Origin of the sequence: Streptomyces sp. NPDC050534 (genome assembly GCF_044457745.1) — a bacterium.
Taxonomy (GTDB): domain Bacteria; phylum Actinomycetota; class Actinomycetes; order Streptomycetales; family Streptomycetaceae; genus Streptomyces.
Genome location: NZ_JBITHF010000017.1, coordinates 45,600 through 64,417, shown reverse-complemented (window position 1 = coordinate 64,417; position 18,818 = coordinate 45,600). Strand labels below are relative to the sequence as shown.

Annotated in this window: 23 protein-coding genes; 12 read left to right on the top strand and 11 right to left on the bottom strand. The window is 72.2% G+C overall.

Annotated elements, in window-relative coordinates; translation table 11 throughout:
• Positions 1-98 precede the first annotated feature (98 nt).
• Positions 99-311 carry a DUF397 domain-containing protein gene (locus ACIBN2_RS40310; RefSeq protein ID WP_399142302.1) on the top strand — a complete coding sequence of 71 codons (213 nt, stop codon included), beginning with the start codon at positions 99-101 and terminating at the stop codon, positions 309-311.
• 20 nt (positions 312-331) lie between these two features.
• On the opposite strand, the gene ACIBN2_RS40305 is transcribed toward ACIBN2_RS40310, so the two are convergent.
• The 6 genes from ACIBN2_RS40305 to ACIBN2_RS40280 form a co-directional block, all read right to left on the bottom strand.
• Positions 332-541 carry a hypothetical protein gene (locus tag ACIBN2_RS40305; RefSeq protein ID WP_399142300.1) on the bottom strand — a complete coding sequence of 70 codons (210 nt, stop codon included), beginning with the start codon at positions 539-541 and terminating at the stop codon, positions 332-334.
• Positions 542-548: 7 nt separating this feature from the next.
• The gene (locus ACIBN2_RS40300; protein ID WP_399142298.1) at positions 549-1,073 is read right to left on the bottom strand and encodes a hypothetical protein; all 525 of its coding nucleotides are present in this window, start codon (positions 1,071-1,073) and stop codon (positions 549-551) included.
• 41 nt (positions 1,074-1,114) lie between these two features.
• Entirely contained in the window at positions 1,115-1,969 is an 855-nt protein-coding gene (locus tag ACIBN2_RS40295; RefSeq protein WP_399142296.1) for a helix-turn-helix domain-containing protein, read from the bottom strand.
• A 449-nt stretch (positions 1,970-2,418) separates the two neighbouring features.
• Positions 2,419-2,646, bottom strand: coding sequence for a hypothetical protein (locus tag ACIBN2_RS40290; protein ID WP_399142294.1), 228 nt, complete (start codon positions 2,644-2,646; stop codon positions 2,419-2,421).
• A 34-nt stretch (positions 2,647-2,680) separates the two neighbouring features.
• Positions 2,681-3,937 carry an anion permease gene (locus ACIBN2_RS40285; protein WP_399142292.1) on the bottom strand — a complete coding sequence of 419 codons (1,257 nt, stop codon included), beginning with the start codon at positions 3,935-3,937 and terminating at the stop codon, positions 2,681-2,683.
• Between the two features lie 153 nt (positions 3,938-4,090).
• Positions 4,091-4,840 carry a lysozyme gene (locus ACIBN2_RS40280; protein ID WP_399142290.1) on the bottom strand — a complete coding sequence of 250 codons (750 nt, stop codon included), beginning with the start codon at positions 4,838-4,840 and terminating at the stop codon, positions 4,091-4,093.
• Positions 4,841-5,036: 196 nt separating this feature from the next.
• Between ACIBN2_RS40280 and ACIBN2_RS40275 the strand changes: the two genes are divergently transcribed.
• The 6 genes from ACIBN2_RS40275 (at position 5,037) to ACIBN2_RS40250 (ending at position 11,848) form a co-directional block, all read left to right on the top strand.
• The gene (locus ACIBN2_RS40275) at positions 5,037-5,768 is read left to right on the top strand and encodes a class II aldolase/adducin family protein (RefSeq protein WP_399142288.1); all 732 of its coding nucleotides are present in this window, start codon (positions 5,037-5,039) and stop codon (positions 5,766-5,768) included.
• Positions 5,769-5,881: 113 nt separating this feature from the next.
• Complete coding sequence (locus ACIBN2_RS40270) at positions 5,882-7,000, top strand: alpha/beta hydrolase (RefSeq protein WP_399142286.1); 1,119 nt, start codon at positions 5,882-5,884, stop codon at positions 6,998-7,000.
• Positions 7,001-7,342: 342 nt separating this feature from the next.
• Positions 7,343-8,587: a hypothetical protein gene (locus tag ACIBN2_RS40265; protein WP_399142284.1), complete on the top strand. Its 1,245-nt coding sequence runs from the start codon at positions 7,343-7,345 to the stop codon at positions 8,585-8,587.
• A 187-nt stretch (positions 8,588-8,774) separates the two neighbouring features.
• Positions 8,775-10,373 carry an ABC-F family ATP-binding cassette domain-containing protein gene (locus ACIBN2_RS40260; RefSeq protein ID WP_399142282.1) on the top strand — a complete coding sequence of 533 codons (1,599 nt, stop codon included), beginning with the start codon at positions 8,775-8,777 and terminating at the stop codon, positions 10,371-10,373.
• Between the two features lie 335 nt (positions 10,374-10,708).
• Complete coding sequence (locus ACIBN2_RS40255; protein ID WP_384266437.1) at positions 10,709-10,927, top strand: helix-turn-helix domain-containing protein; 219 nt, start codon at positions 10,709-10,711, stop codon at positions 10,925-10,927.
• A 117-nt stretch (positions 10,928-11,044) separates the two neighbouring features.
• Positions 11,045-11,848, top strand: a complete 804-nt coding sequence (locus ACIBN2_RS40250) for an enoyl-CoA hydratase/isomerase family protein (RefSeq protein ID WP_399142280.1) — start codon at positions 11,045-11,047, stop codon at positions 11,846-11,848.
• Positions 11,849-11,878: 30 nt separating this feature from the next.
• On the opposite strand, the gene ACIBN2_RS40245 is transcribed toward ACIBN2_RS40250, so the two are convergent.
• Positions 11,879-12,589 carry a nucleopolyhedrovirus P10 family protein gene (locus ACIBN2_RS40245; RefSeq protein WP_399142278.1) on the bottom strand — a complete coding sequence of 237 codons (711 nt, stop codon included), beginning with the start codon at positions 12,587-12,589 and terminating at the stop codon, positions 11,879-11,881.
• An 87-nt stretch (positions 12,590-12,676) separates the two neighbouring features.
• On the opposite strand from ACIBN2_RS40245, the gene ACIBN2_RS40240 reads away from it, so the two are divergent.
• From ACIBN2_RS40240 to amaP, 5 genes are read left to right on the top strand one after another with little or no spacing between them, the layout of a single operon-like run.
• Positions 12,677-13,171, top strand: coding sequence for an Asp23/Gls24 family envelope stress response protein (locus ACIBN2_RS40240; RefSeq protein WP_399142276.1), 495 nt, complete (start codon positions 12,677-12,679; stop codon positions 13,169-13,171).
• A gap of 43 nt (positions 13,172-13,214) precedes the next feature.
• On the top strand, positions 13,215-13,400 hold the full coding sequence (locus ACIBN2_RS40235) for a hypothetical protein (protein WP_399142274.1): 186 nt from the start codon (positions 13,215-13,217) through the stop codon (positions 13,398-13,400).
• Positions 13,397-13,783, top strand: coding sequence for an Asp23/Gls24 family envelope stress response protein (locus ACIBN2_RS40230; protein WP_399142272.1), 387 nt, complete (start codon positions 13,397-13,399; stop codon positions 13,781-13,783). Before ACIBN2_RS40235 ends, ACIBN2_RS40230 begins: the two co-directional genes overlap by 4 nt.
• Positions 13,780-14,436, top strand: a complete 657-nt coding sequence (locus ACIBN2_RS40225; RefSeq protein ID WP_399142270.1) for a DUF6286 domain-containing protein — start codon at positions 13,780-13,782, stop codon at positions 14,434-14,436. Before ACIBN2_RS40230 ends, ACIBN2_RS40225 begins: the two co-directional genes overlap by 4 nt.
• The gene (gene amaP, locus ACIBN2_RS40220) at positions 14,433-15,020 is read left to right on the top strand and encodes an alkaline shock response membrane anchor protein AmaP (protein WP_399142268.1); all 588 of its coding nucleotides are present in this window, start codon (positions 14,433-14,435) and stop codon (positions 15,018-15,020) included. Before ACIBN2_RS40225 ends, amaP begins: the two co-directional genes overlap by 4 nt.
• 10 nt (positions 15,021-15,030) lie before the next feature.
• Here amaP and ACIBN2_RS40215 read toward each other — a convergent pair whose 3' ends face one another.
• The 4 genes from ACIBN2_RS40215 to ACIBN2_RS40200 form a co-directional block, all read right to left on the bottom strand.
• Positions 15,031-15,786, bottom strand: a complete 756-nt coding sequence (locus ACIBN2_RS40215; protein WP_399142266.1) for an SDR family oxidoreductase — start codon at positions 15,784-15,786, stop codon at positions 15,031-15,033.
• A 5-nt stretch (positions 15,787-15,791) separates the two neighbouring features.
• Entirely contained in the window at positions 15,792-17,582 is a 1,791-nt protein-coding gene (locus ACIBN2_RS40210; RefSeq protein ID WP_399142264.1) for a glycoside hydrolase family 15 protein, read from the bottom strand.
• 84 nt (positions 17,583-17,666) lie between these two features.
• Positions 17,667-18,458: an SURF1 family protein gene (locus tag ACIBN2_RS40205; RefSeq protein ID WP_399142262.1), complete on the bottom strand. Its 792-nt coding sequence runs from the start codon at positions 18,456-18,458 to the stop codon at positions 17,667-17,669.
• A gap of 64 nt (positions 18,459-18,522) precedes the next feature.
• Entirely contained in the window at positions 18,523-18,756 is a 234-nt protein-coding gene (locus ACIBN2_RS40200; protein WP_399142261.1) for a hypothetical protein, read from the bottom strand.
• Positions 18,757-18,818 lie beyond the last annotated feature (62 nt).

Genomic DNA, 18,818 nt, shown 5'->3' with positions numbered 1-18,818 from the left:
GCCTCTAGGCGGCCAAAACAGACCTTCCTAGACTGGAACACGACAAGGGGAGGGCGGTCCGTCACGGGGGACGCCGACTCGGGCAGGGGGAGGTCGGTGTGGATCGCACGAACACGGACAAACCGCGCTGGTACACCAGCAGTTACAGCGAGGAAGAGGACTGCGTCGAGGTGGCGGTCACACGGGACGCTGTACTGGTGCGCCACTCCTGGAACCGGGACCGGGGGCACATCGTCTTCTCCCGGGTCCGGTGGCAGACGTTCGTGGATGCGCTCGGCGCCCCTGCCGGAGGGGGAGGGGGAGCGGGATGACAGGTCATCAGTCGACCGGATTACGCCACCAGGGCGGCGAGGTCGTGCGGCCCGAGTCCCGTCGGCCGGCCACGCGAGAGCTCATGGCCCTCGGCCTGCTCGGCGGAGCGGTCGCGGTGGTGGTGGGCGGAGCCGCCGGACTCCTGGTACCGGCCGGTGCCGCACGGACGGCCCTGTGGGTCTGCGTCGCCGCCGTCGTGGCGCTGCTGTTCGGCTTCTGGACGGGGCACCGCATGGTCAGGACGGATCGGCGGACCTGGGCTCCGGGACCACGGCCCGGCGGTCCGCGCTGAGTTCGGCGGCGGACCGGGCGACCGCCGTGTACTCGGCCACCAGGCGGCCCATCCTGACCCACAGCCCGGTGATCAGCGACATCGGCCCCAGGATCAGCGGTCCCAGGCCGTAGGGCGAGGTCACGCCGAACGCGCCCGCGACCGCGATCACCCCGCCCACCGAGACCAGGACGACGACGACGCTGCCGGTGCCGTAGACGATGATCGTCTTCAGCAGCTTGCGCTGCTCCTCGTGCCGCGCGCGCAGCAACTCGATCCGGTCCTGGGTGCGGTTCTTGTCCAGATGGTCCATCCGGACGGTCCGCTCCTCGCTCCGTACGGCGTCGTGGACCAGCCGATTGTACGAGGGGAGGTCCTCCTCCGGGCCGGCGGTGGCCTCCTGCGGTGCGTCCGGCTCGGGCGGGGGCCCCGGGACACGGAAGAAGGCGGCGACCACGCCCTGCCGCCACTCTGTCCACGTGCCTGGCATGTCACGGCCTCCCCTCGTGCCCCGAGCCCTGTGCCCGGGGGTCAGGTGGTGTCGATGCCTTCCCTGATCCGGGTGATCAGGTCGATGCTGCTCTCGGTGTCGCAGGCGCTCTCACGGAGCCACTCGAAGCACTCCTGGTAGCGCACGATCAGCTCGAAGTCGTCGCCCGTCGTCTGACCCCTGTGCTCCATGTGCAGGAGGTCCTCGTCGTCGTGGAAGCCGAGCAGGATGAAGCTGGTCTGCGTGGCGTAGTGCGCGGGCCTGGTGAACGGCAGCACCTGCAGCGTCACCCGGGGATGCGCCGCCATGTCGATCAGGTGCTGCAGCTGGTTGCGCTGCACCCGCGGGCCGCCGACCTGGCGGTGCAGCGCCGCCTCGTCGAGGATGAAGGAGAGCCAGGGAGAGGGCGCGTCGGTGTCCAGTACGCGCTCCTGGCGCGCCGTGCGCAGCTCGATGATCTTCCGGGCCCGCGCCTCGTCCACCCGCGGCGCGAGTACGGCGGCTGCGTAGTCCTCGGTCTGCAGCAGCCCGGGCACCACGATGGGGTGATAGGTGCGGATCGACGCGGCCGCGCTCTCGTAACCGATGTACGACCTGAACCCGGGTGTGATGACCTCGTTCCAGGGGGTCCACCAGCTCTGTCCCTTGCTGCCCCGTGCCGCGTCCTCCAGCTCGGCGACCAGCTTGGGGTCCGTCACGCCGTAGTGCTGGATCAGCGCCCGCACGTCGGTGACCGAGACGCTCACGGTCCCGGCCTCGATGCGCATGATCTTCGACAGCGACCACTCCAGCGCGCCTGCGGCATCGGTCTGCGTCTGACCGGTGGCCTCGCGCGCCTTGCGCAGTTCGATGCGCAGCCGGCGGCGGTTCAGACTCGGGTCGACTTCCCTGGGCATGGGCTGGCTCCTCCGTGACCGTTCAGACGTAGGCGATGCGCCGCTCAGGCGTGTTCCTTCTGACAGGTGCCCCGATGCCGTACGTCTTTGGGTCTGTGTCAGTCTGCCATATGGCGTTTCGCGGGGCGGCTGGCGGACTTATATCACGCCACCCGGGGCGGAGGGGCGGGCTCGCGCCGCGGTCTGCGTCGTACGGGCGTGCGGATCGTCCACGCCACCCGCGTTCACCGATCGTGATGGGGCGCGCTACGAGGCGTCATCCACCTGGGTCCCGCGGGACGCGAGGGACGAACGGTCGGTGGGCCGGATGTGCGGTGCGGCGGTGGGTGACGATCGGGCCACGGTGCGGAAGTGGCCGAATATCGCCTGGCCGCAACAGGACGGCGCCCCCTGACCGGCCTTTCGGCCGGTCAGGGGGCGCCGTGCGAGTGCGAGGTGCGGTCGCGGCCTCAGCTCTTGGTCATGATCAGGGAGATCCCGTACGCCACGGCCGCCGCGCAGGCCGCGAAGCACACGTACGCGCCCGTGACCGCGAGGGCCGCCGAGTTGCCCTGCGCTGCCGCCCGTTCGCGGCGCGACAGGCCCATGATGCCGAGGGTGAACAGGGTCACGAGGCCCACGGTGACCGCGAGGCTGACGCCGAAGACGGAGCCCAGAGCTGCCCAGTCGATCTTCATGCTGCTTCTCTTCCTTCGTGCCGGGCGCGCCGGCTCAGACGGTCGCGGCCGGCGGGGTCGCCGGGGCCGCCTGGTCGGGGGTGGCGGTCGGGGCCGGGGCCGGGACGGTGGCCGTCAGGTCCTCGCTGATCGTGGCCGCGGGAGGCGGCGTCACGGCGGCGATCGCCGTGGTCACCACGCCGGCCGGCTCCTCGGTGTCGTTGACGTTCGTCGCGTCGACGACCTGGCGGCGGGAGAGCTTCCAGATCGTGGCGCTCGCCGCGACCAGGAAGACTGCGACGACGGCGGTGCCCCAGTCGCCGAGGTCCGTCACGGACTCGGCGCCGGCGGCGACCAGAGCGGCGGCCGGAAGCGTGAGCACCCAGGCGACCAGCATCCGGGTCGCGGTCGACCAGCGGACGACGCCGCCCTTGCGGCCGAGGCCCGCGCCCATCACCGAACCGGAGACCACGTGCGTGGTGGACAGGGAGAAGCCGAGGTGCGAGGAGGCCAGGATCGCCGTCGCCGCGCTGGTCTGGGCGGCGAAGCCCTGCTGCGGCCGCAGCTCGGTCAGGCCCTTGCCCATCGTGCGGATGATGCGCCAGCCGCCGATGTAGGTGCCGAGCGCGATGGCGAGGCCGGCGGAGAGGATGACCCAGGTGGGCGGGTCGGAGTCGGGGGCGACGACACCGCCGGCGACCAGGGCGAGGGTGATGACGCCCATCGTCTTCTGCGCGTCGTTCGTGCCGTGGGCCAGGGAGACCAGGCCCGCCGAGGCGATCTGCCCGGTGCGGAAGCCCTTCTCGGCGGCCTTGCCGTCGGCCTTGCGACTCATCGTGTACGAAAGCCGGGTGCCGATCATGGCGGCCACGCCCGCGACGATCGGGGCGGCGACCGCCGGGAGGAGCACCTTGGTGACGAGCACGTCGCCGTGCACGGCTCCGAAGCCGGCCGAGGCGACGGTGGCGCCGATCAGGCCGCCCATCAGGGCGTGCGAGGAGCTGGAGGGGAGCCCCACCAGCCATGTCACGAGGTTCCAGAGGATCGCGCCGACCAGCGCCGCGAAGATGACCTCGGGACGGATGCCGGCCTCGTCCACGAGGCCCTTGGAGATCGTGTTGGCGACCTCCACCGACAGAAAGGCGCCGACAAGGTTGAGCGCGGCGGACATGGCCACCGCGACCTTGGGCTTGAGTGCACCGGTCGAGATGGTGGTGGCCATCGCGTTGGCGGTGTCGTGGAAACCGTTCGTGAAATCAAACGCGAGTGCGGTTACGACCACAATCGCGAGGATCAGCGAGAAGTTTTCCATTTACCCAGGCAATCGTTCGAAGTCATCGGTCGCTTGACCGTAGGAAACCTGAGTGAACGGAAGATGAACTGGACAGGGCTTCGAGGTGACCTGATGAGGGGGTTGCCGCTCCGCACCCGGCCCGGCGGCCCCCTCACCCTCGGCGCCCCTTGGCTACCCGCCCCGGGCGAACCTCTTCAGCTGGGCCCGGGAGCCGTTGAAGAGATTCTGGTCACCCGGCAGGCTGCCCTTGCTGCCGTACTGCCAGAAGGTCCAGTACGGCCACCCGGCGGGCATCGATCCCGACGCCGCCGGGCTGCGGCCGGCCAGCCACAGCGCGTGGTTCGAGGCGAACGCGCGGCTGCCGCCGGTGCAGGTGTTCCACCAGCGGGCGGTCGTGTAGATCACCGGCCGGCGCCCGGTGCGCCGCTTCACCTCGTCGCTGAACGAGTGGAGCCAGTGGACCATGCCCGCCTTGCTCAGGCCGTAGCACCGGTGCTTGGCGCTGTACGGGTTGTATTCGATGTCGAGCGCCGGCGGCAGCGTCCAGCCGTCCGCGCGCCACCGGCCGCCGTGGCGGACGAAGTACGCCGCCTGGGCCCTGCCCGACGAGCGGTCCGGCAGCGCGAAGTGGTAGGCCCCGCGGATGATGCCGGCGTCGCGGGCACCGTTGTACTGCCTGGTGAAGTACGGGTTGCGGTACGTGGTGGACTCGGTCGCCTTGACGTAGACGAACCTGGCGCCCCTGGCCTTCGCCCGCGACCAGTCGACGTTCTTCTGGTGCGAGGAGACGTCGTGCCCCTTCGGCAGGCCGGCCGCCGCGGCCGGAAGCGCGGCGAGGGCGGTGCCGCCGACGGCGAGCGCCGCCACGGAGACCGCGGCGGCGCAGCTGCGGCGGCGCAGCACCTTGTGATCACGAGCCATGTTTCCCCCCGGAATGGCGACGTGCGCAGCAGGTCAACGGGAGATTACTGGAAGGTCGTTGCATGTGCGGTGATCTCCGGCCAAGCATGGCGAGAGAGTGATTTGTCTGCATATGTGTTCTTTCGGAGGCTCGGCCTCCGTCCTAAAGTGCCCCCGGTCCGGCCGCGTGTCGGGGTCTGCCTGGCAGGATCGCGGCATGGCTGAGGAGCGGCAGGACCAGCGGGACGGACGGGATGCCCGGGAGCGCGGACAGGATGCGCGGGAAGCGTGGCGGAGGGATGTGCTCCCGGAGGAGGCCCGCGCCTGGGAGGACCTCGTCGCCACCGCCCGCCGCACCGTGTCCGACGGACTGGTCGTCGGCACCTCCGGCAACGTCTCGGTACGCGTCGGCGACACCGTGCTGGTCACGCCCTCGGGTGTCCCCTACGACCGGCTCACGCCCGAGGACGTGACCGGCGTCGGCCTCGACGGCCGGCAGGTGCTCGGCACCCTGGTCCCGACCAGCGAGCTGCCCATGCACCTCGCCGTCCTCCGCACCACCGACGCCCGTGCCGTCGTCCACACGCACGCCGTGCACGCGACCGCGGTCTCCACGCTCGTCCCCGAGCTTCCGACGATCCACTACATGACGGCCGCCCTCGGCGGGCCCGTCCGAGTCGCCCCCTATGCGACGTATGGCAGCGACGAGTTGGCCGAGAACATGCTCCGCGCCCTCGCCGGCCGCGCCGGCTGCCTGCTGCAGAACCACGGCACGATCACCTACGGCGCCACCTTGGACCAGGCCTACGACCGCACCGCGCAGCTGGAGTGGATGTGCCGGCTGTGGCTCACGGCGTCGTCCGTGCCCGGCATGTCGCCGTCCCTGCTCTCCGGCGGGCAATTGGCGGAGGTGGCCGAGAAACTGCTGGGGTACGGGCAACGCGGGTGACTTCGCGGGGTACCCGCAACGGCGTGAGCAGACCACACGATCGCCGAGAACTCGCGTCACCCCGTGCCTTCCTCCCGCTGGCCGGTCAACGGGTCCGCCGGGACACTGGAGGGGTGCGCACAGTCAAAGCGACGGCCGCGGCCGTCACCGTGGCCCTGGCGGCCGGCGCGGCGAGCGTGGCGGTCGGCCGGTTCGCGAGCGACGCAGCGCTCAAGGCGCCCCCGGGCAAACCGCTGCCGACCGAGCCCCGGCTCACCGTGCACGCCACGGCCGCGGGCCAGGTCGCCCTCACCCGCCACCTGGCGGCCCTGCGCCCCGGCGTCTACGGCCTCGCGGGCAACGGCACGCACGCGGTCGTCGGCCCGGTGCTCGGCGCCGCCTCGCACTCCGCCGACACCGTCGTGCGCCGCCTGGAGCGGGTCACGCAGGGCACGCTGGAAACGGGCGACAAGGTGCGGCTGACCGCGGCCGTGCACCACGGCGACCCGCGCTCCGCCCTCGGCCTCGACCACCGCGACGTCGAGGTCCTCGGCGAACTGGGTGCCATGCCCGCCTGGTTCGTGCCCGGCGTGCGCGACACCTGGGTGATCACGGTGCACGGCCTGGGAGCCACCCGCGAACACCCCATGAACGTCATGGAGTTCCTGCACCGCCAGCGCTTCCCGGTGCTCGACCTCGCCTACCGCGGCGACCGTGGCGCGCCCCGCTCCCCGGACGGACTGAACCACCTGGGCGAGACCGAGTGGCGCGACGTGGACGCGGCCGTCCGGTACGCCGTGGACAACGGCGCCCGGCAGGTCGTCCTGCACGGCTGGTCCACCGGCGCCACCATGGCGCTGCGCGCCGCCGTGCGCTCCGCGCTGCGCGAGCGGATCTCGGGGCTGATCCTCGACTCCCCGGTCCTCAGCTGGCCGACGACGCTGCGCGCCCTCGCCTCGGCCCGCCGCACCCCGGGCGCCCTGCTGCCGCTCGCCGTACGGGCCGCCCAGGGGCGCACGGGCCTGGAGCGCGACAGCGCCGCCGAGGCCGCGCAGCTCACCGTGCCGACGCTGATCTTCCACGGCCCGGACGACACCCTGGCCCCCTGGGAGCACTCCCGCCGGCTCGCGAACGCCCGCCCCAACCTGATCGCCCTGCACACGGTCGCGCAGGCCCCGCACGGCGCGATGTGGAACGCCGACCCCGAGGCCTACGAGGAGGCGCTGCGCCGCTTCCTCACCCCGCTCATGTGACCCGCGGCCCGGCCCCGTCCACGGAGCCGGGTGTGCGCGCACCTGTACGGTCGGTGCGGTTCCGTTTAAGGCCGTACGACTGGCCTGTTCTCGGCCCCGCACCGCCCACCGGACCCCGTGCGTTGGCCAGTCCCGTCGCCCGCCGTGACATTCCGTTTGGGTTTTCGGACCGTCAACCGGAAGACTGCACCCGTGACGTCCCGTATCCCGCGCGACTCCAGGCTTCGACTCGTCCGCCCGCGACCCCTGGCCGCCGCCCCCTCAGCTGTGAACCAGCGGCGCCCACGCCGCCCCGCGCCCCGCCCTCCGGAGGGCACACCGGCGCCCGCGGAGCTGGCCAGAATGGCGCGCTCCGGTCTGGCCGCCGCGGCCCGCGTCGCCCGCTGGGCCGACGCGGCTCTCGGCCCGGGCGGCGACGACGCGACGGCGGACGGGAAGGCCACCCTCTCCGACGAGACCGCCGAACGCGCCGCCGTGGAACTGGGCCTGAGCTCGGCTCAGGTCCGCGCGGACTGGGACACCGCCCGCCTCGCCGGCCTCATCGAGGTGCACGGCGACAGCGCCCGCCCCGGCTGGCGGCTGCGCGCCTGGAACCGCGACGACAGCGCCGTGCTGCGCGGCTGGGTCGCCCTCTTCGACGCCTGGTCCCTCGCCCACCCCGAGCCGGCGGAGCACGAGCCGGCCGGCGTCGCCGAGGTCGTCTCGGCCATGCCCCAGGTGCTCTCCTTCCTCCAGCTGTCCGCCGGGCCCGTCCCGGTCGACCAGCTCCTCGACCTCCTGGAGCAGCGGGTCACCGAACTGCGCACCGCACGATGCGAGATCCCCTACGGCCCGCAGCCGGAGCCCGTGCAGCAGCAGCCCACGGACACCCCGCTCGCACCCCTCCTCGACTGGGCGCTGCGTGCCCTCGCCGCCGTCGGCGCGCTCACCTACGGCGACGGGCACGCCACGCTCACCCCGCTCGGCAACTGGGCGGTCTGGGTCAAGCTGGAGCAGATCTGCGTCGCCGCGCAGAGCCCCGCCGGGAACATCGAGCAGGCGGCCGAGGACATGCTCCGCGGCTGCGCCCAGCTGCGACCCAACGCCGCCCGCGCCGAGTACCGTGCCTGGCTCGCCGCCCGGCCCGTGGGCAGCGCCGTCACCGAGCTCATCGACGCCGCGCGCGGCGACGACGCCCTGCTGCGCGGCCTCGCCTTCGAGGCGCTGCGCGTGGTCGGCGCCCCCGCCGAGCCCGACGTCAGCGCCGTGGTCGAGGAGCCCACGCTGCGGCCGTACGCGCTGCTGTGGCTGGCCGAGCACGACGGCGTGGACCCCGAGGACGCCCACGAGGTGCTCACCCGCGAGGAGGCCACCTGGCTGTGGGTCGACACCGCGGCCGCCGTCGCCGACCACGGCGAGGCCCCGATGCTCGTACGGCACCTGGAGTCGGCCGTGCAGCCGACGGTCCCCTCGCTCCTGGACGAGGTGCGCGCCGTCGGGCATCCCCGCACCGTGCAGGTCCTGGTCGCGCTCGCCGCGGCGCACCCCGACCCCGCCCTGGCCAAGGCCGTGCGCCGGGCCGCCTTCCAGGTGCACACCGGCGGCTGAGCCGAAAGGACCGCACGCGTGCCCGGGCGTGCCCTTCGTCACGCCCGGGCGACCGAACACGCGGACCCAGGAAAACTGGTTGCATCGCCCCGTTAGACTTGGCCCATGGCCATTCTCCTCGCGCATTAGACGGCGGGAACGTCCTCAGCCGCCCACCCGTCAACCATGACTGCCCTGGAGCCTGTCCGTGATCTCCGCCTCCGGTATCGAGCTGCGCGCCGGCGCCCGTGTCCTCATCGAGTCCGCCACCTTCCGTGTCGCCAAGGGCGACCGCATCGGTCTGGTCGGCCGCAACGGCGCGGGCAAGACCACCCTCACCAAGTGCCTGGCCGGGGAGGGCATCCCGGCGGGCGGCACCATCACCCGATCCGGCGAGGTCGGCTACCTCCCCCAGGACCCGCGCACCGGGGACCTCGACGTCCTCGCCCGCGACCGCGTCCTGTCCGCGCGCGGCCTGGACGTACTGCTGCGCAAGATGCGCGAGAACGAGCAGCGCATCGCCAACGGCCAGGGCAGCACCCGCGAGAAGGCCCTCAGGCAGTACGAGCGCCAGGAGACGGAGTTCCTCACCAAGGGCGGGTACGCCGCCGAGGCCGAGGCCGCCACCATCGCCGCCGCGCTCAACCTGCCCGACCGGGTGCTCGGTCAGCCGCTGCACACCCTCTCCGGCGGTCAGCGCCGCCGTATCGAACTGGCCCGCATCCTCTTCTCGGACGCGGACACGCTGCTCCTCGACGAGCCCACCAACCACCTCGACGCGGACTCGATCATCTGGCTGCGGGACTACCTGAAGACCTACCGTGGCGGCTTCATCGTGATCTCCCACGACGTCGACCTGGTCGAGACGGTCGTGAACAAGGTGTTCTACCTGGACGCCAACCGCGCCCAGATCGACATCTACAACATGGGCTGGAAGCTCTACCAGCAGCAGCGCGAGGCCGACGAGAAGCGCCGCAAGCGGGAGCGGCAGAACGCCGAGAAGAAGGCCGCCGCGCTGCACTCGCAGGCCGACAAGATGCGCGCCAAGGCCACCAAGACGGTCGCCGCGCAGAACATGGCCAAGCGTGCCGACCGGCTGCTCGCCGGACTCGACGCGGTGCGGGTCTCCGACAAGGTCGCCAAGCTGCGCTTCCCTGATCCCGCGCCCTGCGGCAAGACCCCACTGACGGCCGAGGGCCTGTCGAAGTCGTACGGCTCGCTGGAGATCTTCACCGACGTCGACCTGGCCATCGACAAGGGCTCGCGCGTCGTCATCCTCGGCCTCAACGGCGCGGGAAAGACAACCCTGTTGAGGCTTCTCGCGGGCGCCGAACAGCCGGACACCGGCGCCGTCGTCCCCGGCCACGGCCTCAAGCTCGGGTACTACGCCCAGGAGCACGAGACCCTGGACCCGGAGCGCTCGGTCCTGGAGAACATGCGCTCCTCGGCCCCCGACATGGACCTCGTCGAGGTCCGCAAGGTGCTCGGCTCGTTCCTGTTCTCCGGCGACGACGTCGACAAGCCGGCCGGGGTCCTCTCCGGCGGCGAGAAGACCCGCCTGGCGCTGGCGACCCTGGTGGTCTCCTCCGCCAACGTCCTGCTCCTCGACGAGCCGACCAACAACCTCGACCCCGCCAGCCGCGAGGAGATCCTCGGCGCGCTGCGCACCTACAAGGGCGCGGTCGTCCTCGTCACCCACGACGAGGGCGCCGTCGAGGCGCTCCAGCCGGAGCGGATCATTCTGCTTCCGGACGGCGTCGAGGACCTGTGGGGCTCGGACTACGCGGATCTCGTCGCCCTGGCTTGATCGAAAGCGTGATCCACAGCGTATGGATCATTCGGCCCATCGGTGATCCATCATCTGTGTGAGATCTCCTCGTACCGAGGTGTGTCCTACATCGAATTCGCGGCCGAGCCCTTTATCCGCAAGGGCTCGGCCGTCACACGCCGCTGACCTGGCACTTCGCGGAACAACCCGTTCGGCGGTACGAACGCCGCCGGGTGGAATTCCGCATTCCCCTTGTGGGGATGCGCACCTGTCGTCAAATCCCTGTCTTACGGACCTTGCCGAATGGGTGGCCATGAAGCCCCGGAGGGGTGATCATGAGGAGACCAGAGCGCACTTCCCATGAGGAGGCACGGGTGGCCGAGACTCTGAAGAAGGGCAGCCGGGTAACCGGCGCCGCGCGCGACAAGCTCGCGGCAGACCTGAAGAAGAAGTACGACTCCGGTGCGAGCATTCGGGCACTGGCCGAGGAAACCGGCCGCTCGTATGGCTTCGTGCACCGGATGCTCAGCGAATCGGGCGTCACGCTTCGTGGGCGTGGCGGGGCGACGCGGGGAAAGAAAGCCTCAGGCTGACCCCGGGCGGCCCCTCGGCTCCGATGGTGGCCACCCGGTCGGTCGGACGATCGGCCGGGTGGTTACTGTGCAGTCACTTAGCTCTGCTCTGCTGACCGCACTCATCGGAGGCGCCCCATGGCCACGCCCGCCAAGGACCTCGGTCCCGTACTCGACAAGGACGGCGTACGGCTCACCGTCGACGACGCGATCGCCACGGTGACGCTGACCAATCCGGCCAAGCGCAATGCGCAGAGCCCCGCGATGTGGCGGACGCTCGCCGAGGCCGGGCGGGTCCTGCCGGGGTCGGTCCGTGTCGTGGTGCTGCGTGCCGAGGGCCAGTCGTTCTCGGCCGGCCTCGACCGGCAGATGTTCACGCCCGAGGGAATCGAGGGCGAGCCGACGTTCATCGACCTCGCGCGCAGCAGCGACGGTGAACTCGACGCGAGCATCGCCGAGTTCCAGGACGGCTTCACCTGGTGGCGGCGCAGCGACCTCGTGTCCATCGCCGCCGTGCAGGGGCACGCCATCGGAGCGGGCTTCCAGCTTGCCCTCGCCTGTGACCTGCGCGTCGTCGCCGACGACGTGCAGTTCGCCATGCGCGAGACCAGCCTCGGGCTGGTGCCGGACCTGACGGGGACGCATCCGCTCGTCGGGCTGGTCGGCTATGCCCGCGCCCTGGAGATCTGCATCACCGGCCGCCTGGTCCAGGCCGAGGAGGCCATCAGTACGGGCCTCGCCAACCTCGCGGTCCCGGCCGACCAGCTCGACGGCGCCGTCCACGATCTGGCGTCCGCGATCCTGGCCGCGCCCCGCGACGCCGTCATCGAGACGAAGGCCCTGATCCGCGGAGCGCACGGCCGCTCCTACGACGACCAGCGCACCGCGGAGCGCACGGCCCAGGCCCGCCGCCTGCGGGATCTGGCGGGCCTCGGCGAGTAACCCCACGGCGGCCCGCAGCCACCACCACCGTCAGCCGACGGCAGTCACCAGCACCGCCACCGTCGGGTGGTCCGGCAGGGCGTTCTGGACCGCCGTGCGGACCTGGCGGGCCACGTCCGAGGCGCGGTGGCCCGGGGCCACCGCGAGTTCCACGCGCGCGTGGCGGTGCGGCAGGGCGTTCTCCGCGGTGCGTTCCTCGAGGTGGACCGCACGGCCCAGGCCGGTCGTGAGGTGGGTGACTCCCGGGACGGCCAGGGCGGCAGCCGCCGCGCGGCCCTCGTCGTCCGGCCCGGGCTCCGCGGCGCGCGGCGGGTCGGGCTGCCGTACGGGGACGGGTTCCGGCTCCTCGTCCAGGAGGGCCGTGACCTGCAGGTCCACCTCCGCCACCGCAAGCCCGAGCCGGTCCTGCGCCGCGGCCGTCAGCGTCGTACGCACGAGGGCCGCAATCGCCGGCAGCGGCACGGCGGCCGTCGCCGCGAACTCCGCCGTCACCCGCAGCGGTCCGGGCGGCAGGGCGCTCGGCGGAGGTGGCACCGCCGGATCGTGCACGTCCTCCGGGTCGGCGAGGGAGATCCGGAGGACGTCCAGGCGTACCCCCGGCATCCGTTCGGCCGCACGGCGCAGTGCCGCCTCGGCCGCCTCCTCCGAGATCCACGCTCCGTCACGCGAGCCGCCCAGGGGCAGCAGCCTGCCCAGACCCAACTGATGCCGCACCGTCTGCGCCCACCGTTCCGCCGTCATTGCTCCAGCCTGCCGCATCCCTGGCGCGCGGGAGCGCAACCCCACCTACCGTGGTGTGAGGAGGACGAACCGAAGGGACGTACGGCGATGACCGACATGACGGAGCAGAACCGGACGAGGACCCCCGGAGGAGACAAGGAGATGCCGGACAACCCGGCGACGGCGCGCAAGACTACGCGGCGCGGCGGCGGGGACCCGGCCACCCGGGGACGGACGACGATCGCCGACGGCGTCGTGGAGAAGATCGCGGGGCTGGCCGCACGGGACGTGGTCGGCGTGCACGCCCTGGGCAGCGGCCTCAGCCGCACCTTCGGGGCCGTGCGCGACCGGGTCCCCGGCGGCTCGAAGTCCGTGACGCGAGGCGTCAAGGCCGAGGTCGGCGAGGTGCAGACGGCGCTCGACCTGGAGATCGTCGTCGACTACGGCGTCTCCATCTCCGACGTCGCCCACGCTGTGCGCGAGAACGTCATCGCGGCGGTGGAACGCATGGCGGGCCTCGAGGTCGTCGAGGTCAACATCGCGGTGAGCGATGTCAAGCTGCCGGACGAAGAGGACGAGGAGCCGGAGCCCCGCATCCAGTGACGCGCCGGCCGCCTGACAACCGCACCGCTGAGGGGAGCGCACGATGAGCATGGCCGTGGCCGGCATGATCGCCGGCATGGCACTGGGATTCGCCGGATACTTCGGCGGCTTCGGGGCCTTTCTGCTGGTGGCCGCGCTGGGCGCCATCGGTTTCGTCGTCGGCCGGTTCGTGGAGGGGGACCTGGAGGTCGGCGACTTCTTCCGTACGCGTGACGGCCGTCGGCGGTGACATCGGTGAGTGAGAGCGTCGGCGAGCTGCGCAGACCCCCGGCCGCCGTCACGCCGGGCGAACGCGGGGCCACCCGGATCGCCGACCGGGTGGTCTCGAAGATCGCGTCCCAGGCGGCCCGCGAGAAGCTCGCCGACCAGTCCGCGGCCACGGCACGCCCGCGTGCCACGGTCGTGGTGCACCATGCGTCGTCCGCGCACGTCCGCGTCCACATCGAGCTCGACTATCCCTGCGACATCGGCACCCGCTGCGCGGAGGTGCGTCGACATGTCGCTTTGCGGGTACGCGCGTTGGTGGGCATGGAGGTGCCGGAGGTCGCAGTCCACGTGGAGCGGCTGCATCTGACCCCGGCACACGGCGCGGCACAGGGGAGGACCCGATGAGCGAGCCCCAGGGCTCCGAGGGCACCACACAGCGACTGCCGGTCATCGAGAAGGCGTTCGGCGACGACCTCGACCAGGGCGCACCACCCGCGGCGGCCGACGAGGGCGCCCGCGAGGGCCGCTTCTGGTCCGCGCGCCGCGTCCCCGCGGCCATCGTCGCGGTCCTGGTACTCGCCGTCGCGGGCGTCTTCCTCTACGACATCGCCGCCGTCCGCGCCAACCGGCCGGCGATGCGCTGGCGCCGCGAGCTCGCCCGGCAGCTCGCCGAGCGCCCCCTCGACGACATCTGGGTGCTCGTCGGCGCCGGCGTCGCCGCGGCCCTCGGCCTCTGGCTGATCGCGCTCGCCGTCACGCCGGGCCTGCGCGGCGTGCTGCCGATGCGGCGCCCGCAGGCCGACGTCCGCGCCGGACTGCACCGCGACGCGGCCGCCCTGGTGCTGCGCGACCGCGCCATGGAGGTCGCCGGGGTCCAGTCCGTACGGGTGCGGATGCGCCGCAGGCGCGCCGGCGTCTTCGCCCTCTCGCACTTCCGCGAACTGGACGACGTACAGGCCGATCTGGACGCCACGCTCGCTGAGGCCGTCAGGGGCATGGGGCTCGCCAGGCCACCCGCGCTGACGGTGCACGTACGGCGTCCCGGACGGAAGAGGTGAGCGCGGTGCTCAGGACCGTCAACCGTGTGCTGATCGCCATCGCCGGGCTGGTGCTGCTCGTGCTGGGCGGCGCCGTACTGGCCGTGGGGCTCGGGGTGCGCCCGCCCTCCTGGTGGATCCACGACGGCCGGCACGACGTCCTGCTCAGCGATGCCGAACGCACCCACTGGCGGGACGCCGGCTGGTGGTGGCCGACCGTCATCGCCGCGCTGGCCGTGCTGGTCCTGATCGCCCTGTGGTGGCTGACCGCGGTCCTGCGCCGGCGCCGGCTCGCCGAGGTCCTGGTCGACACCGGCGACGGTGAGGGCGCGCTGCTGCGGGGCCGGGCCCTGGAGAACGTACTGGCGGGCGAGGCGGGCCAGTTGGAGGGCGTCGCGCACGCCCGCGCCCGGCTGACCGGCGGCCGGACCGCCCCCGAGGCGCGTCTCCAGCTCGAACTGGAACCGCATGTGGACCCGGGAACGGCCCTGTACGACCTGGCCACCGAATCGCTGACGCACGCCCGTAACTCGGCCGGCCTCGCGGCCTTCCCCGCGGAGGTACGGATGAAGGCCGTCAAGCACCGGGCGGAAAGGGTGAGTTGAGCGCCGGCCGTCAGAATCCGTGCCGCATCCCGCCGTCGACGGGCACCATGATCCCCGTCAGATAAGAGGCGGCCGGCGACAGCAGGAACGCCGCCGTACGCCCGAACTCCTCCGGCGCCCCGTACCGGCGCAGTGGAATGCGGGATTCGTTGGCCGCGCGCGTCGCCTCGGGGTCGGCGGACATCCCGTCCAGCTCGCGCACGCGGTCCGTGTCGATCCGGGCCGGGAGCAGGCCCACCACCCGGATCCCGCGCGGCCCCAGTTCGTCCGCGATCGACTTGGCGAAGCCGGCCAGGCCCGGCCGCAGTCCGTTGGAGATGGTCAGTGCCGGGATCGGCTCGTGCACCGAGCCGGACAGCACGAACCCGATCACACCGCCGGCCTCGAGCTCCGCGGCCGCCGCCCGGGCGAGCCGGACCGCGCCCAGGAACACCGAGTCGAACGCCGTACGCCACTGCTCGTCCGTGTTGTCCGCGAGGAACCCGGCCGGCGGACCGCCGACGCTGATGAGGATGCCGTCGAAGCCGCCGAACCGCTGCCGCGCGGCCTCGATGAGCCGTGCCGGCGCGTCCGGGTCGGCGTTGTCGACCGCGATCCCGGCCGCGTTCGGCCCCAGCTCGGCCACCGCGTCGGCGACCCCCTTCTCGTCCCGCCCCGTGACGACCACCTTCGCGCCGTCCGCGACGAGTTCGCGCGCGGCGGCGTTGCCGAGGCCCCGCGTGGCCCCGGTGACGACGTACACCCGGTCCTTCAGTCCAAGATCCATGGCCCCTATCCTGCCGTCTCGTCCCCGAACAGGGCGAGGGCGGTGTTCACCAGGCCGACATGGCTGAAGGCCTGGGGGAAGTTCCCGAGCTGCCGGTTCGCCACGGGGTCGTACTCCTCGGACAGCAGACCCACGTCGTTGGTGAGGCCCACCAGCCGTTCGAACAGCTCCCGGGCCTCCTTCCCGCGGCCCGTCATGTGCAGGGCGTCCGCCAGCCAGAACGAGCACACCAGGAAGGTGCCCTCGTCGCCGGGCAGCCCGTCGACGGTCCTCCCGGCCGTGCTGTAGCGGCGCAGGAAGCCGCCCTGGCCCAGCTCCTCGCGGACCGCCTCGATCGTGCCGAGCACGCGCGGGTCGCCGGGCGGCAGGAAGCCGACGCGGGGGATGAGCAGCACCGCGGCGTCGAGTTCGCGCGAGCCGTAGTACTGCGTGAAGGTGTTGCGCTCCGGGTCGAAGCCCTTCTCGCACACCTCGCGGTGCACTTCGTCGCGCAGCGCGCGCCAGCCGTCGAGATCGCCGGGCAGCTCCGGGTTCTCCTCCATGGTGCGGACCGCGCGGTCGGCGGCCACCCACACCATGACCTTGGAGTGGACGAAGTGGCGCCGGCCGCCCCGCACTTCCCACAGCCCCTCGTCGGGCTGCCGCCACTGCTCCCGCAGCCACTCCATCAGGGACACCTGGATGTCCCACATGTGCGGCTTGGTGGGCAGGCCCTCGCGCCGGGCCAGATAGAGGGAGTCCATCACCTCGCCGTACACGTCCAGCTGGAGCTGTGTGACGGCCTCGTTGCCGATGCGCACCGGGCTCGACCCGGCGAAGCCGGACAGCCACGGCAGCTCGGACTCCGGCAGCCGCCGCTCGCCCCCGAGGCCGTACATGATCTGCAGGTCGGCCGGGTCGCCCGCCACCGCGCGCAGCAGCCAGTTCCGCCAGGCCTCGGCCTCCTCCCGGTAGCCCGCCGACAGCCCCACGTTCAGGGTGAGGGTGGAGTCGCGCAGCCAGCAGTAGCGGTAGTCCCAGTTGCGGACGCCGCCCGGCTCCTCGGGCAGGGAGGTGGTGGGCGCGGCGACGATGCCGCCGGTCGGCCGGTAGGTGAGGGCCTTGAGCGTGATCAGGGACCGGACGACGGTGTCGCGGTACGGGCCGTCGTAGCGGCAGCGCCGGGCCCACCTCTGCCAGTCGTGGACGCTGGTGCGCAGTGCCTCGTACGGGTCGACGAGCGGCGGGCGCGGCTCGTGCGAGGGGTGCCAGGTCAGGACGAACGCGACCTTCTCGCCCTCCTTCACCGTGAACTCCGAGTGCGTGGCGCGGTCCTTGCCCCACGTCTCGACCTTCGGTTCGCTGCGCAGCCACACCGAGTCCGGGCCGGCGACGGCCACCCGGTGGTCGCCGGACCTGCGCATCCAGGGGACGATCGAGCCGTAGTCGAAGCGGATCCGCACCGTGCTGCGCACGGTGACGTGGCCGCGCAGGCCCTCCACGATCCGCACCAGCTCGGGCGAGCGGTCGCGCTGGGGCATCAGGTCGGTGACGCGGATCGCACCCTTGTCGGTCTCCCACTCCGTGTCCAGCACCAGGGTGTCCGGGCGGTAGGCGCGGCGGGTGCAGTGGCCCGGCGCGTGCCGGGGAGCGATCCGCCAGTGGCCGTTGTCCTCGTCGCCGAGCAGCCGGGCGAAGCAGGCCGCGGAGTCGAACCGGGGCAGACACAGCCAGTCCACGGAGCCGTCCCGGCCGACCAGGGCGGCGGTCTGTTCGTCGCCGATGAGGGCGTAGTCCTCGATGCGGTGGTGGTGCACGCAGTTGCGGATTCCCGGCCCGGGCGCCGGGCAATCAGGCCGGGGGCCGCGGGAGTGACGGCCGGGAGCTGCGGGGCGCGTGGGTCAGACGGTGGCCGGTTCCGTCTCCTCGGACTGCGCCCCGGTGGCCTGCTCCTCGCGGTCGCGGCGCTCACGCCGCACCAGGACCCACCAGCCCACCGGCACGGCGGCGGCGAACAGCCACCACTGGATCATGTACGCGTAGTTCAGCGGGGCGTCCTCGCTGCCGGGGTCGGAGATCTGCTCGGGGCTGCCGCCCTTGGCATCCGGCGCCGTCTGCTCGACGTAGCCGCCGAGGACCGTGGCGCCGAGACGGCGCGCCTGCTCCTCGCTGTTGATCAGCATGATCTGCCGGGCGGGCAGTCCCTTGATCTCCTTGATGCCGCTCGCCGCGGTCGTCTCGTCGGCCTTCAGACGGCCCTCGATGGTGACCTTGCCGGCGGGCGGCGCGGGGATCTTCGGGAAGGCGGTCTGCGCGCCGTTCGCCGGGATCCAGCCGCGGTTGACCAGCAGCACCTTGCCGTCCGTGAGGACGAGCGGGGTCAGGACGTGGAAGCCGACCTCGCCGTCGGAGTTGGTGCGGCGCCGCACCACGACCTCGTGGGCGGTGTCGAAGGTGCCTGTCGCGGTGACGGTGCGGTACTTCTCGGCGGTGGTCACCGCGTGTCCGGGCGAGCTGACGCGCTCCACGGGTACCGGCTTGGCGTGCAGCGCCGAGGAGACCAGGTCGTTGCGGGCGGTCCGCATCTCGTAGCGGTGCTTCTGCCAGATGCCCAGCCTGATCATGGTGGGGATCAGCACGAGGGCGACGAGGGTGAGGATCACCCACTGCCGGGACAACAGGAAGCGGTACACCCCACGACCGTACATCTCGGTCGTGGGGTGTCATCGCGTGGGGTGCCGCAGGGCGGGCGGGGGGTCACACCTTGTCGACGATCCCCGCCTTGCCCTCCTCGCGGGCGCAGTGCCCGCCGCAGTACCAGTGACCCTCGACCTCCACGCCCTGGCCGATGATCGGCACCCGGCAGTGCTCGCACTGCGGTGCCATGCGGTGGATCGCACAGGAGAAGCAGTCGAAGACGTGCACCGCTCCCTGAGCATGCACCTCGAAGGACATTCCGTAGTCATTGCCACATACTTCACAGGTCGCCATGCGCCACAGGGTGAGCCCTCGCCGTCGCGCGGGCGAGAGGGCGGCGGGCGAGTCGCGCGGCA